This window comes from Pantoea graminicola, from assembly GCF_048452665.1.
In the GTDB taxonomy this organism is placed as follows: Bacteria; Pseudomonadota; Gammaproteobacteria; order Enterobacterales; family Enterobacteriaceae; genus Pantoea.
In genome coordinates this window covers 361,213-374,683 of sequence record NZ_JBLWSJ010000002.1, presented here as the reverse complement: position 1 = coordinate 374,683, position 13,471 = coordinate 361,213, and the positions used below count along the sequence as shown (strand labels likewise).

Sequence of the window (13,471 nt, the reverse complement as noted above, 5' to 3'; positions counted from 1 at the left end):
AGGGTGCCTCTTAAATCCGGACTTATAGGAAAAATGAGAGACACGAATCTCTGTTCATAAACGTATAAATTATAATTCTCTGTTTGCTTCACTACCCCAATCTAAGCTTCTTCGGACGGATCAGGTGGCATTGCATGCTTTAGTAAAATTCATTCAGCAAGGGGGGCCTTTGAGGATACGTTATTAACGGTGTAGGCGGGAATGAGTGGGATACAGGTGGTCGCTGGCTTTGAAGTCATAGCCGCTTCAGCTGCAACCGCAAATCTGACAGGGGTTGAATTTGGTGCGATGCTTTCACTTCATAGAGTGAATGGCATTCAGGAAACTGTAATGAATGTCATCACTGGAAAAAACTATCCTGGTGTAGTTAAAGAATTTGATAGCGGATAAGAATAGCAATCAACCCAAGTAGCAGACAGCATGAAAAACCCAATAAAAACGTATAGTAAAGTGGTCTGATGCTGTTGATCTTTTTTTGATTACTTTCTTCCTGGGGAAATTTATAAGCATGGTTATTACTGTCTAAAAAAATGATTTTTTTATTCTTTTTCAACCGGGTAAAAAAGTAGGTCATTAGTGGCGAACCTAAGTACCCCATATTACTATGCAAAAGATAAGGGGTTGGCAGAGTGTGCTTTTTCTGAAAGTCGGAAATCAACTTCTGGTAGCGCGATCTGTTGGTCAGATACAAAACAACGCTAACCACTAAGCAAACTAAAGGAAGCATAATTAAAACCATGATGACCGACTTCATTTTCAAATTCCCATGTATTCATAGATAGTATCCATGATAGAGTCGCTCGCTTTGGCACCTGCATAACCGGCAGCGATCGAACCAACTGCTGCGCAGACTACCGCTCCGGTTCCCGCAGTGGCTATCCCTATTGCTGCACATGCCCCTAATCCTGCTAAAGAACCTGCTGCACCAGCCCCCACTCCTGTTAAAGTTGAAGCGCCAAACTTCCCATACTCTTTGAATGCTGTCCTTTTACATTCGCTTTCACGCCCTTTAACGCAGGCATTGACCACGTCATTCGTTGTTCCGGCAAAGGAAAAACCTATACCTATATAGCCACCAGATTTTAAAAATTTTGCCGCTTTAGCTGCATTACCTGCATAAGTTGAATAGCCTGGTATCCCCCCAAGTCCTACTGTGGACCATTCATGTACTATAGAGCGGCTGGATAGATTCAGTGCTCTGCGCATGTCTTCGTAAGGTCTGAATTTAACCGTATTACGTATCAACGATTTTAGTAGCGGCTTGTTTACAAGCTCTTTTAGTTGAGTGAAGAGCTGGTTACGCTCTGCGAAGAATTGCTGACTAATCAGTGTTCCCTGCGTACGAAACTGGTTTTGATAGCTGACTTCTATCTTTTTAAGGGTATTCTCGATTTCTGAAAAATATCTCTCACCCACGTCACCAATAGTGCTAAAAATTTTATCTCCCGCAGTTGTGAGTGCAGCGATCAAACCGTAGTGTTGCTGCATGAAACTCGCTTCTTCAGAAGTTACGCCAACGAACGCAATATTGGTTTTTTGTTTAGCTTGCCTTAGCGTGCTCAACATTTGTGCAGTTTGCGCAGAAGCTGGGTCTGCTACAATGACTATCTGACCTGGGTTCAGCCATGGCGTGTCTGCATTGGTTTTTATAAAGAGGCGTGCAGCTTCTGAATTGCTGTCATTGAAAAGCATCCTTGCCTGAAATCCTAGACTGCCAGATTGCTGAACTACACAATATGCAGGGGAGAGGTTGCGTGACATTCCATTTGCTCCGCTAAAACAATGATTTAAAGAATGAGCCAGGCCTGTTGGTCCTGAATAGCCTGAATCAATTGTGCCGGGTACTGTAAATAAATTTAATGATTATGGCAAAAACTATCACCTCTTTACCGGGGGCAGGCAACGAAAAATTTCTCCTGAAGCAGATACAACACTACCTCTGTAATATCGTGATGTTTTTCCCTGTTTCCGTTTAGCTGTAGAGTACAAATCTAAAAGACAGGCTCAGGTAGGTTAGTGATGTTTGTGAGCAGTTTTCCTGATAGCCTGCCATTTTGCTGACAATGCTGTTCTGTCTTTCCGTACCTTCAGGGGCGATCGCTTTGCTGAAAATCGCGGGCAGACTCACCATGCTGGCGAACTCTTGAAAGCGAAGGGAAGGGGATAAACCAAAGCTGGTCGTGATGCATTCAGGCGTCCGGGGTCGGTAGTCACGACATCTTCAGAGCTGTGTAACTCCGGCAGTGACCTGTGATTCCCCTTCCAGGACCAATATCCGAATGTATGCCTGGCAAACGGCATCAGGCAGGTTTTGATCAGAAAACAGCAGGTCGTGAGAAGCAGATGTTCAGAGGATTTGCACTGACAGCAGCAGGCAGAAACGAAAAAAGCAGCCTTTTGGGCTGCTTTTCGGGAGAATTTGGTCGGCACGAGATCACTGGAGTTAGTTTCAATAAATCAATGATTTGTATCAGGAAATACTGATTTTGACTTTCTGACGCTAGGCCTAATATTAGGCCATAAATCTTGGCATACAATCAGACCGTTCAAATCAGACTAAGGTAATCTAAAATCTCTTCGATCTTGTAAGGTTCAGGGTAACGATATTCAGTAAACAGTTTACAATAGTAGTCACCAGCTATGTTATAAAGTAACAAATTTTTTTGAATGAAAATTTTAGCCCAAAATTGAGTGTGACTAGGTTATTTAAGCATTCCGTATTTAGAAAATTGAGGGATTCAATGTGATCAAGCTTGGAAGAAATGATAGGTGTTGGTGTGAGTCTGGTAAAAAGTATAAAAATTGTCATTTAGGACGCGATAAAGCAGCTCCTTATTCCAGTGGTGAAGCACACAGGCTTCTTAAAACATTCACAAATACGAGCAAATGCAGTGTTCCAGAAAAATTAAGAAAGGAATGTAATTCAAGAATAGTCAAAGCTCATACATTGTCTAAAGGAAACAGTTTAAAATCGATAGCTCATGAAGGTCATGTATTAGGTATCAAACATGGTTTAGGTGGTTTAGAGAAAAATAAAGGGCGAATTGTTTTGGAGAGGATAGGTATAAATCAGGCTTCTACTTTTACAGGATTTTGTTCACACCATGACAAAGAGCTTTTTTCAAGCATTGAAGACAGACCATTTGTCGAGAGTAGAGAACAGTGCACCATGCTCGCTTACAGGCCATTGATAAGAGAAATTTACGTCAAAGAAGCAAATTATAAAGTAATGGAAGAATCGAGAAATTTTGACAGGGGAATGTCTTTTCCTGAACAGTTGGAATGGGCTAGAATGAGCCAAATCAATCTAAAGGCTGCAGAATTATCGCTACAAGATTTAAGTCATATCAAAAATAAAGTTGAAATATCTATCGAAGAAAGAAAGTACAATGTGCTAAATCATTTTATATTACGTTTGATTGAACCTCCCAAAATTATGGCTTGTGGAGTACATGGTCCATTTGTCGATATCAATGGAAAAGATATTCAAAACATAGATTTAGATGAAAATGTCAGACCTGCGTATGTGGCTGTTAATCTTATAGCTTTGGATGGTAAAGGGTACATGATATTTTCGTGGTTGCCAGAAGACGATGAGGTTATTATGAGATTTATCAGTAGTATCCAAGAGTGTCCAATAGACTTTATAGGAGATAAACTCACAAAATATACTTTTACTTTCTTTGAAAATATTTTTTGCTCAGAGGTGTGGTGGGAGAAAATTGGAGGGTTACAAGAGAGGGTTAATGAAATGATGATGCAAGGTGTGATTATGAACATATATAATTTCTCTAGCATTGAAAATGACAGCAATAATTATCAAGCTATTAATGTTCAATCTATGACATTGCTTCGATAACTGTAAATAACCATAAATACCATGATTTTCAATCAAATTCTATTATTGGAGTATTTTTTTGATTCACAAACTGAAACCTTGCCGTTTAAAATTAACTTCTCAAATCTGATTTTCTCGGTAAGATGATTATCTAGTAATAATTCAAAGTGTTCTTTTATATCATTATAACTGGAGAAGTCTATACATAAATCTTCAGTTAATTTATCATTTAATAAGTATTTTAAATTTAAATAATTTTAGAAAGTTGTAATGAGCGCCTATCATAAAGCTTAAGCCAGTCATAGCAATGTCCACACTTGAATTAGTGAAAGTATTCTTCGAATCCCAGAATATAAAAAAAGTAATTAGTGATATTATGAAAAGAGTTGCAACTTCAAGCCTGCAACTCTTATATAATTTACGCATGTATGGCGTATTATAGTTCAGAGTGGACGTAACAAAATCAAAACTATAAATGATAAAAGTAATCCAGCTGGCAGAAATTAAATTATATTTAAACATGCCTACTGTAAGATTAAATGAATCAGCGAATATTTCATTGATATTTGTGCTAGGAGAGGTTAGCATTTTTAGTGGACTGTAATCTGGGAATGCATGCCAGCACCAGAAAGTGGATATAAAAAGAACAATCAAAATTATATATTTCATATGCGATATTAACTTCTCGTTACGTTGGGCGTAAAAAATTCTATACTTTAAAAGATTAAAGATAAGCGCTAAATTTCTTGGCTGGTTTTAATATTCCAACCCGACTGACTTTCTGCGCCTTTGCCGCCAGTAGAGGATTGCTCCCAATACTGGGTTTTGACTTTTGAACCCTGAAACTGGTAGGACAATCCGATAAGGTCACGATTTGTCGTACCATGGAATGTTACGTTTGTGATTAATACGTCTTCCAGAGTTATACGGCAATACTCTATCTGGCTGCCGCCTGCTTTACAGACTGATAGCTCTATTTTGCCGATATGCTTGCCGTTTGAGACGTATCGCATGATAGCGGGTGTTGCTTTGTCGATTTGGGTCTGTACTGTTAGATCGCGAAACTGAACCTTACCAGCGCCGCCGCCGCCGCCAACTGACATATTACCAGGTTGCGTTGCACCCCATGTGAAAGAGTCTACGTTGATCCAGCCTTTGTGGTTGCTGTCCTGAGATTCACCTGTAATGCCATCGATTTTTAAGAAGAGATCAGTACTCATGATTGGTCCTTTTTCTTTAACTCAGCAAACTTATCTGATTAAATAAACTTATAGATAAACATAATGACATAAAGGGTCAGTCATGGACTACTGGAAACCGAACAGATTCGCAGATTACTTCCTGACGATGGCTAATGCCGAGGCAAATCAGCTTCTTGCTCATGCTAATCACCTGTCTCTTATTTATCTTAAAGACGGGCTTAATCGCTTGCAGTTTCAGGACGATGTCAAAGCTTTTGTGAATGCTCAACTTAACATAATCCGGTCAGGATCTTCAGATGAGCAGTGCCAGAACTGCATACAGAATCTGAAAAAGGAAAATGAATATCTAACGATTCAGGACAGAATGCTTCGTGCTGGTACAGCTGCTGTACATGCGTCAGTTGAGCTCGTTAAGAAGGGAGATATCTGGGGCTATGTGATAAATGGAGTAGGTGTAGTTCTAAGTGGTCTGCAGGTCATAGCCGGAGTATCGGTCGTTGGCGCTTCCCTTGCTACCGGAACAATCATTGGAACGGCTTTTGGCGGAATGTTAGTTCTCCATGGGTTAAACGGTGTTCAGGAATCAGTTGAGAATCTGATTTATGGCAAAAGCGATAGCGAAGGGCTGCTGAAGCAGGGCTATGTAGCTACTGCGGAATTTTTGGGCTTTGATCAAAAGGTCGGACAGATAGCCTATAGCTCAATGGATCTCGCGCTATCGGTGTATGGCATTGTTCGTCTGGTTCAGAAACCGGAGGCTTGGAGACTTTTCTACTTCCTCAACACTGACTACGTTCGCGGTATCAAGGAAATGAGTAGAAAAGAGTTGTTTATTGAAGTTTATAACGACGGCATGGCAATCAAATCAATCAGTGATAATTATAATGAATGACCATGCTTTCTCATGAATCTGAACGCTTTAAATGCAGGTTTCAATGGAACAAAAACATACATGATTCCGAAACCTATTAAAAACGTAATCGAGTAAGAGACAAGGCTCTCATGAGTACCATGGCTTAATGTGAAGATAAAGCCTGCGAAAAGTATGATCAGCAGGATAATGGAAACAATAAATCTCTTTGACAGTTGAGATAACAACCAAGGATAGGGGTAGGCGTCTTTCTCAGCATGTTGACGAATCACGGAAATTTCTTTAGGTGTGAACCCTTCCTGTCGTAAAAGTTGTTCGATTTGTAGTTTATTCATATCCATTATCCGTGAAACATAAGAACATTTCAGGATTGTAACCGATAAGCTGTGCTTAACACAAACTAAAAGACCCCAGGTTTAAACCCGAGGTCTTAGCCATTAAGAGTTCTTTAAAGTCCGTTATGAACTGAATCGTTGCTCTCACTGAAAGACCAGTTCTCGACTTTGTCACCTGCAAATGTGATAGTCAGATTTTTACTTTTCATATCAGTTCCGTTCGAGAATAGTCCTACAATTGGGATATACGACGTTGCTGACATATTCGAGTTCATGATTGAGTAAAACCACATGTCTTCATTAGTATCAACGGTGGTTTTACGCGTTGGCTCACCGAATTGCTGCAAAATGTCCTGCTTAGTAGTTCGACCTTTCATAATCTTTGACGCAATACTTTGCTGCGTCTCATTTTTAATTGATTGATTCCCTGCTGTTGACGCACAACCGGATAAAACGATAATAGTTAATAAAGCTCCTGCAACCTTAGCTTTCATTATTTATTCCTTGTTAATAACCTGAGAAAGAACTCTCAACCAGCGTTTAATTTGCATTTCCATATCTTTATAACCCGTGTCCTGGTGAAACTTCCCTTTTTGCGGATAGAACCTGATCTGCCATTCGGGAAACATGACGTCCTTAACTTCAATGAAAAGACCTGAGTTGTTGAGATTTTGCTGTCTGATAGCGCCGGTACCAAAGCCGCCGTCATATCCGCCTGAGTCAAGATTGAAATGCCAACTGATTACTGAGCTAAACGGATACGTTTTTTCGTTAGCACCATTTTTGATAGTGATAGTTTGCTGCTTCTCATTAAGCAGTAGCTTTGAGTCGTTGAATTCATGGCTCCAGAAGCCGTCATTGCCTTCGTTGAAGCAATCAACTGTAGAAGCATTGTCTTTCTTATGTTTGTAGCTGACCCCTGCGGTTACCAGAAGAAAAAATGCAGGAATGCACCAGAGGAGCAGCATACCGAGAACGTCAGTGTGCTTCGCTTTGAAAACGATGAGGAGAGCTACACCAATAGTGAATAAAACTCTAACCGACCGAAAATATGAAGGTTTACGAATACTCATGCTGCTCATGTTGAATTCCTTGTAAAACCAATAGTTGAGGAATTTGTGGTTTGTAACTAACTGATTGGTCACTGCTTTTAGTGGGCATTTTTGAGCAAGCTCAAAACTTAAGCAAATCACTTGTACCGATCAATCGATCTTGTTTGATAGTCAATACCTATCATATATCGATTAATTGATCTGTAAAAACGATCAATTGTTTGTGTATTGAAGTGGTTAGGCAGGAAAGATGATGTTCTTCAAAGGTTTGGTTAATGAGGCGTGTATAAGCTTTTTGAAAAGTCTTCAGGTGCTTCGTTTGAAGTTTTGACGTCAGGCTCAGCTGATCTGACCGTGCTGATAACGGAAAATGAGGATTTTCTGTGGAGAAACGTTTTACCGGCCTTTTTAAGCAACTCTGTGAACACTGTAAGGTAGGGAATGCTCAGTAGCCATTTTATGACTGCTGTCATGATGTAGTCTTTCTTCCTTGCTGGTTCCAATGCTGTTAGAACAATGCTGGCAGGCGTATGTGCTTCGCAGGTTTCCGCTGTCTCTACTCTATGTGCTTGCTGGGGAGGAGGTACAATAATTTCTGACTCTAACGAAGCCGGTAATGACGGCGTAGTATCCTCGGTCGTAGCTTCTGTTACTGAATCACCCGTCTCATTACTTCTCATAGCCGGGGCTTTCAATGAAAAGAGCAGGGGGTTGTCGCGTTCAGGTGCGTAGCGAAGCTTCTCTTGCAGCGTTGCCCATGAGTAAGCTTTACCTAATTGAGAGGCTTTGAAAGCTATACCGGAATATTCGAACGAAAAACCATTCATACGACCCGTGGAGGAAATGTTAGGTAAGGGTTTTATCCCATTCTCAGCAAGTGCTTCAACGAAGCTCTGAATATCATTGTGAGTACGGAGGATTGTATCTATTGTATTCTGCAGGAACGCCTTGGGGCTTGGCTGACCTTCGCGCTTCTCTTTCTGTTCCTCACCACGTGATAGTCTCTTACGTCTACTGGAGGGGGAAGGACCTTGTAAAGGGGAAGGGCCCTTGGTTCTGGTCAGGTCATGTGCTGACTCGAGTTCCTGAATTACTCGTGTACTAATCAGATTTTCATTTTTGCCCAGGTATAGCTTCCCTCCTACCAAGTCGACTCTGGTGGCAATTATATGAATATGCTGGCCGGCCTCGTCGTCATGTATGACATAGCAGCGTAGGTGTGTCTCACTGAACCCCATGCGATTCATATAGTCGTCGGCAAACATAACCCATTGCTTACCTGTCAGGGATTCACCCTGTGGCAGGCGAAGCGAGTTGTGCCATACAGGTTTTGCAACGTCAGCCCGAAGTGAAGCAGAAGCGCTGAACTCAGTAATCAGTTCAGGTGCTGAAGCGCCCAGCATGTTCCCCCCTATAACCACTGGGTCAGTTTTATGGTGAATGCCTGGCTTTAACGCATATAGAACAACCCCTGCGAAGCTCTTACCTCGTTTGATCTTCTGCATGCCCTTCATGAGAGGGGATACTCCAAAGATCGGTTGTAATGAGGCGAGAGCGAAGATCACTGATTTGACGTTTCACAGCGAAGAGTTCTGTCTTGGTCAGAGGGCTGCATGATTGCTTAGCATTCAAGTGGTTTAAGAGCTCGTTGAGTTTGTGATTTATGTCAGCAAACATTTTCCATGCTGCTTTGTTGATCTCAGGAACGATAACAGGTTGGTTTTTCATGAAGCAAATTCGAAGCCATTCGCCTTTGGCATGCTTATCACGCTCTTTGTCTAACTTTGAGAGTTCACTGCTATTGAGTCTCACACTTACACAGCTGAGGCGAAGCGCCCGAGGTTTATGTTCGTAATTTGGATTAAGACAAAGTTTGTCTTCAGTTTGATTAGTTTGACTTGATCTTTTCATAGCAACTCCTTTTGCTGTAAAAGATTAAAAAAAACATAACCCATTGATTATGATGATAAATAACAAATATCAAATAAATTGATTTTGTCAACACGGTCACTATAATGAAAAGTATTATTAATGATGCTTGGCATTGAAGCTGATCGCTATGACCACAAATTGCATGTATACTGTGTTTTTATACAGTTATAATAGGTGGTGTATGCTAAACGGATTCGCTCGTTACGCTTTGACAGCTAGTTCAGTAGCACCCGTATGCCTGACACTGGCATTTTTAGCCTTCATTAATGATAATAATAAAATTCTTATATGCTCGGTTTCATTAGCTGTAATAAGCATACTTTTTTGTGTGTTTATTATTAACCAGGCTAAAAAGTATAACCCTGTGACTACCAAGAATCTGGAATCAGCTTCACCTGCTGATAAAGAGATAACGAATTACTTTTTAACTTATCTCTTTCCATTGATTTCAGGTCCAACAACCTTTATGGATTGGAGGCTTGCTTTATTTTTCTATTTAAGTCTCTTTTTCTATATAAAACACTCGTCTTCATATAGTTTTAACCCGATTTTATCCATTATTTTCGGATTCAAATTTTATGAAGCTGAAGACGATACCGGGGTGAGTTTTGTTCTTTTGTCAACCAAACCACTCACCGACGCCAAAGTAAAGGGTTTAAAGGTTAAAAAACTCACTGAACATACTTACCTCATAGTATAAGGACCATAAATGTAACTTTTTGCGATTACAGACAGCGAGATACCTACAAGAATTGTTAAAATTGATTTGGACGCTCCAGCTCAGACACTTGTTGAAAACTTATTCAGAACACAAAAAAGCGAGCTGTTTAACGATGAGTCAGAAGAAATTGATTTTTGCGCTTCATATAATGTGCAAGATAATGAAATCTTTTCAATAAACCCGTTCGATGACGAAATGGGGCTGATAAACGCTATTGAGCGACCAGACGCAGTGCCTGTTTGGGATCCAGACGATATCTCTGTTCATTATTTTAAAGCTCTATTTACTGGTGAACCTGCTTCAAATGGTAATCCTGCCGAAGTATTGATTCAATGCTTCGATAGAAGGCAAATAATCAATAATGAAAAGTCATTTTTCAAAATGGCAACTCAACCTGGAAATAGATTTTCAGTTTCAACCCGTCCAGGTTTTTCACTCAGTGACAGATTGACGGCTATTCTTATTGGAGACAAACTGGTATTCAAAAGCTTCTTTATGCTTCGCCGCTTCTTTAATATGGAAGAGTATTTTAATGAGGCAACAAAAGAGGATTTAGATAATTTTATAGCTAAGGAAATTTTTCATGTTGAAAGTAATGAGGGGTTCATGACATTCGCAGATTCTGCGATTAAGAAAAAAGTATCCTTGATCATGAGTTCAGGCATTTTAAATGACCAACCTATACAAAATCTAATAGAATGCGCACAGAAAATAGGATATCAGTTAGGTATAACAAATGTCGATGGTGCTGATAAAATCACTATGCCCAACTCAAAAAAAGAAGTGAAGCAACTATTATACTTTTTAGATCAAGGCTACTTTAATTCTATCATTACCAATGAACTAATGTTGACGAATTCTAAGCGTCCAATAAGAATTTGAATTTAGGGTTTCCCTTTACCAATCGAAGAGCGAGTAAAGCAAGGCTACACAGCTTCGCTGAGTTAGCCCTTGCTTAGTACGTATTATACAATATTTTAATTTTAAGACTGATGTAATTTGCATGCGCTGAGGTATAACATGAATTTTAGCAATCAACTAATATTGGCAGTTCTTATTACGAGTACTAACTCTTTTGCATCTGATAATTTAATTGATCAACAATTATTGTTAACCCGGAATGCAGTATCGTTATGCCGCGTTTTTGAAGCCTCGGGGAGTGAGTCTTCAATATCAGGAGGTGGTGATGCTAATATCGAGCTCAACTTAAAAAAACTAAAAAGTCTCGATTTGGGAGAATTGAAAGGGAATTTTAATGGTTCCCACTCAGACTGGGATGGTATACCGAGAGTAGAGAAAAGAGATCAGCTTTCTGAAAATAAGAGAATGTCTGACTGTGTTCTAAAGGCATTTTCTATGTTATCTCAAGATTATCTAAATAGACTCGAGTTACAAGATAAAAAACAAAATTTACTAAATCAAGAAAAAGTAATTCCAACATCGAATGAACTGCCTCGTGAATATATTTTTAGCAGTAATAAGTTGCGTTTATTGCCAGGGCTGTATATTGTCAGTAAATCTTATTTTTCCTTAGGAAATGATGAATCTTTGGATATTGAAACCTCTAATAATCATAAAATTCGAATGACCAATGGGGTTAAAGAAACTTTTGATTTCAAAGATAAATATTACAAAATATCATTTCGTACAAATAGTAATGGCCAAGTAATTATTAAATTGGAGGATGATAAATAGAAATAAATTTGATGTTTGAAATTTAATAAAGCATCCTTGTTAAATTATTAACAAGGAGCTATTGAAATGAAAAAAAATACCTTACTATTTTTTATGTTTTTGCCTGCATATTATGTCAATGCACAAAGTATTTGTGTAGATTATAAAAATGAGGCGCAGAATGAAAAGCTTTATGAATTGATTATTAAAAGGAGTTTTAGTTCTATAGAGCACAAAGATATAATAAAGGTTAAAAGTTTCGGTAATAAAACAATCCAAGTTTATGATATCAATAAGGATGCTTTTAAATCAACGAATAATGGTTATAACACAAAAGTTTCTTTTCTCAGAAATACAAAGATTTATATTGATATGTATTCAATGGATAAAGTCTCTTTAAACAATTGCACTATGATAGTGTTAGGCAACAATAAAAATAAGACTGCTAAACTAATTATCGATAATGATATCACGGTTGAGATTAAGAGAGACTAGGCTTGCAGGATATTTTTTAGTTCATTGGTGCTGGTTTACTTTGTCTTAGTCAGATTTTTTCTGCAAGAGTGCATTTAATTCCTCGCTGTCTATAGACTCCTAAAAGTGACCGCAATGCGGTCACCAATTATTAAGCGTACTGAGTCAGCCTCCAGGTAACCGACTTTCCGTTGTACGGAGGAAAACGATTGTTTTTTGCAATCGGTGCAGTCGTAGAGGGCGTTCCAACAACAGTCCATACTCCACTTTCAGGACATGTTCCGCCAGTAGTGCCAGTAGTTCCGAGTGGTACTTTTGACATATATCAATCTCCAGAGGTTTTGTTAAAATTGTTGACATGCTTTTTTCCTAATGCAGATTGATATTATCATGTTTATAAAGGCTGTTAACTTTGTTTGACTTAAGCGATTAAAAATTTGATAGCTGGAGCGATTAAGCTTATAAAATTTGAGTTAAATTGTAATGGTAATTAATTTCTACCAATACTTTTTTTACTAGTAGCTATTTTATGTATTTGATTGTTATCTTACGAATAAATATAGTAAATATAAGGCTTTAAGAAAGTAAAATATAAAAATTTCGGTGAGATATTACAGCAGGCCGAAGTTCCGCGATTAAAAAAAGCCCCGAAGGGCTTTTATACGTTTAAATTTAAAGTTATCATTTTTTCGAAGATTTACTAGGCTTCAGATCTGGAGTATTTCCAGGCGTGTTTTTGTTATCACGCTGGCGCTGATCAGGTTTGCCAGTTGATTCAGCAATGCGTTTTGGTCCTGGTTTAAGTGACATGATTGGTATCCTATATGTTCGAGAGGGAAATCTCTCAAGAATAGATATATACGTACTTGCAGGTGTTATCAAGTCTAATGAGAGAATTATTTTTTTATAATAAAAGAATCATTATTAATAATTGACTACGTTTTTTATGAGAGGATTTATGGAATGGATTATTGGTGGGGTCATTTTATTGGCAATTATAGGCGCGATTCTGAAACCACGAAGATGTGATATCTGTGGAGTGTTATTTAAAAGAAACTACTATACTTGGACAATTGAAGGTCGTAAACAACATTTATGTCCTAATTGCAACAATAAAATGAGCCGAAGAGTCAGTAACAAAAGATTTACCGACAGATTCGGATAATGAGATTATTGTAGATACTCTGTGCGGGTCTTTATTTTTTATTTTCTAAAGGTCAGGGTGGTGTAGTACTAGGATTGTATGTCCAAGATTACTAGATAACCACCCTTAAATAGTGTTCCAATTATACACTCAGTCAGCAAAATTTGTGCTAATTCTTTAAATGCCTTGTTTAACATCAACTTTATTTGTTTCGCGAAAACTATAGTT

General features: G+C 38.6%; 15 protein-coding genes. 7 read left to right on the top strand and 8 right to left on the bottom strand.

The window, feature by feature from the left end:
- Positions 1-201: 201 nt before the first annotated feature.
- Entirely contained in the window at positions 202-390 is a 189-nt protein-coding gene (locus ACNY69_RS05800; protein ID WP_293771943.1) for a DUF4225 domain-containing protein, read from the top strand.
- Positions 391-756: 366 nt separating this feature from the next.
- Here the strand turns inward: ACNY69_RS05800 and ACNY69_RS05795 are convergent, their stop codons facing one another.
- Positions 757-1,761: a hypothetical protein gene (locus ACNY69_RS05795; protein ID WP_111138732.1), complete on the bottom strand. Its 1,005-nt coding sequence runs from the start codon at positions 1,759-1,761 to the stop codon at positions 757-759.
- Positions 1,762-2,743: 982 nt separating this feature from the next.
- Here ACNY69_RS05795 and ACNY69_RS05790 point away from each other — a divergent pair.
- Positions 2,744-3,859 carry a YecA family protein gene (locus ACNY69_RS05790; protein ID WP_418797561.1) on the top strand — a complete coding sequence of 372 codons (1,116 nt, stop codon included), beginning with the start codon at positions 2,744-2,746 and terminating at the stop codon, positions 3,857-3,859.
- 716 nt (positions 3,860-4,575) lie between these two features.
- Here the strand turns inward: ACNY69_RS05790 and ACNY69_RS05785 are convergent.
- The gene (locus tag ACNY69_RS05785; RefSeq protein ID WP_418797560.1) at positions 4,576-5,058 is read right to left on the bottom strand and encodes an Hcp family type VI secretion system effector; all 483 of its coding nucleotides are present in this window, start codon (positions 5,056-5,058) and stop codon (positions 4,576-4,578) included.
- Positions 5,059-5,140: 82 nt separating this feature from the next.
- Between ACNY69_RS05785 and ACNY69_RS05780 the strand changes: the two genes are divergently transcribed.
- Positions 5,141-5,932, top strand: a complete 792-nt coding sequence (locus ACNY69_RS05780) for a DUF4225 domain-containing protein (RefSeq protein WP_034937997.1) — start codon at positions 5,141-5,143, stop codon at positions 5,930-5,932.
- Here the strand turns inward: ACNY69_RS05780 and ACNY69_RS05775 are convergent.
- From ACNY69_RS05775 to ACNY69_RS05755, 5 genes are all read right to left on the bottom strand, one after another.
- Complete coding sequence (locus tag ACNY69_RS05775; protein WP_034937995.1) at positions 5,920-6,246, bottom strand: hypothetical protein; 327 nt, start codon at positions 6,244-6,246, stop codon at positions 5,920-5,922. The genes ACNY69_RS05780 and ACNY69_RS05775 overlap by 13 nt on opposite strands.
- Positions 6,247-6,359: 113 nt before the next feature.
- Positions 6,360-6,740, bottom strand: coding sequence for a hypothetical protein (locus ACNY69_RS05770; RefSeq protein ID WP_418797559.1), 381 nt, complete (start codon positions 6,738-6,740; stop codon positions 6,360-6,362).
- A 3-nt stretch (positions 6,741-6,743) separates the two neighbouring features.
- Positions 6,744-7,328, bottom strand: a complete 585-nt coding sequence (locus tag ACNY69_RS05765) for a DUF4755 domain-containing protein (RefSeq protein ID WP_418797558.1) — start codon at positions 7,326-7,328, stop codon at positions 6,744-6,746.
- Between the two features lie 242 nt (positions 7,329-7,570).
- Complete coding sequence (locus tag ACNY69_RS05760) at positions 7,571-8,812, bottom strand: relaxase/mobilization nuclease domain-containing protein (protein ID WP_418797557.1); 1,242 nt, start codon at positions 8,810-8,812, stop codon at positions 7,571-7,573.
- Entirely contained in the window at positions 8,781-9,209 is a 429-nt protein-coding gene (locus ACNY69_RS05755; protein WP_418797556.1) for a hypothetical protein, read from the bottom strand. Before ACNY69_RS05755 ends, ACNY69_RS05760 begins: the two co-directional genes overlap by 32 nt.
- A 202-nt stretch (positions 9,210-9,411) precedes the next feature.
- On the opposite strand from ACNY69_RS05755, the gene ACNY69_RS05750 reads away from it, so the two are divergent.
- From ACNY69_RS05750 to ACNY69_RS05735, 4 genes are all read left to right on the top strand, one after another.
- A complete protein-coding gene (locus tag ACNY69_RS05750) occupies positions 9,412-9,930 on the top strand; it encodes a hypothetical protein (protein WP_418797555.1) in 519 nt (172 codons plus the stop codon).
- A 66-nt stretch (positions 9,931-9,996) separates the two neighbouring features.
- On the top strand, positions 9,997-10,833 hold the full coding sequence (locus ACNY69_RS05745) for a Kiwa anti-phage protein KwaB-like domain-containing protein (RefSeq protein WP_418797554.1): 837 nt from the start codon (positions 9,997-9,999) through the stop codon (positions 10,831-10,833).
- 138 nt (positions 10,834-10,971) lie between these two features.
- Positions 10,972-11,646, top strand: coding sequence for a hypothetical protein (locus tag ACNY69_RS05740; protein WP_418797553.1), 675 nt, complete (start codon positions 10,972-10,974; stop codon positions 11,644-11,646).
- A gap of 66 nt (positions 11,647-11,712) precedes the next feature.
- Positions 11,713-12,120, top strand: coding sequence for a hypothetical protein (locus ACNY69_RS05735; protein WP_418797552.1), 408 nt, complete (start codon positions 11,713-11,715; stop codon positions 12,118-12,120).
- Between the two features lie 660 nt (positions 12,121-12,780).
- Here the strand turns inward: ACNY69_RS05735 and ACNY69_RS05730 are convergent.
- Positions 12,781-12,909: a hypothetical protein gene (locus ACNY69_RS05730; protein ID WP_004170291.1), complete on the bottom strand. Its 129-nt coding sequence runs from the start codon at positions 12,907-12,909 to the stop codon at positions 12,781-12,783.
- Between the last annotated feature and the right edge of the window lie 562 nt (positions 12,910-13,471).

What these genes read in the sequence shown, in the direction of transcription:
- ACNY69_RS05730 (WP_004170291.1), bottom strand. Translation starts at nt 12,909, where the DNA reads ATGTCACTTAAACCAGGACCAAAACGCATTGCTGAATCAACTGGCAAA.
- ACNY69_RS05785 (WP_418797560.1), bottom strand. Translation starts at nt 5,058, where the DNA reads ATGAGTACTGATCTCTTCTTAAAAATCGATGGCATTACAGGTGAATCT.
- ACNY69_RS05750 (WP_418797555.1), top strand. Translation starts at nt 9,412, where the DNA reads ATGCTAAACGGATTCGCTCGTTACGCTTTGACAGCTAGTTCAGTAGCA.
- ACNY69_RS05770 (WP_418797559.1), bottom strand. Translation starts at nt 6,740, where the DNA reads ATGAAAGCTAAGGTTGCAGGAGCTTTATTAACTATTATCGTTTTATCC.
- ACNY69_RS05795 (WP_111138732.1), bottom strand. Translation starts at nt 1,761, where the DNA reads ATGTCACGCAACCTCTCCCCTGCATATTGTGTAGTTCAGCAATCTGGC.
- ACNY69_RS05735 (WP_418797552.1), top strand. Translation starts at nt 11,713, where the DNA reads ATGAAAAAAAATACCTTACTATTTTTTATGTTTTTGCCTGCATATTAT.
- ACNY69_RS05780 (WP_034937997.1), top strand. Translation starts at nt 5,141, where the DNA reads ATGGACTACTGGAAACCGAACAGATTCGCAGATTACTTCCTGACGATG.
- ACNY69_RS05800 (WP_293771943.1), top strand. Translation starts at nt 202, where the DNA reads ATGAGTGGGATACAGGTGGTCGCTGGCTTTGAAGTCATAGCCGCTTCA.
- ACNY69_RS05755 (WP_418797556.1), bottom strand. Translation starts at nt 9,209, where the DNA reads ATGAAAAGATCAAGTCAAACTAATCAAACTGAAGACAAACTTTGTCTT.
- ACNY69_RS05760 (WP_418797557.1), bottom strand. Translation starts at nt 8,812, where the DNA reads ATGAAGGGCATGCAGAAGATCAAACGAGGTAAGAGCTTCGCAGGGGTT.
- ACNY69_RS05765 (WP_418797558.1), bottom strand. Translation starts at nt 7,328, where the DNA reads ATGAGCAGCATGAGTATTCGTAAACCTTCATATTTTCGGTCGGTTAGA.
- ACNY69_RS05740 (WP_418797553.1), top strand. Translation starts at nt 10,972, where the DNA reads ATGAATTTTAGCAATCAACTAATATTGGCAGTTCTTATTACGAGTACT.
- ACNY69_RS05775 (WP_034937995.1), bottom strand. Translation starts at nt 6,246, where the DNA reads ATGAATAAACTACAAATCGAACAACTTTTACGACAGGAAGGGTTCACA.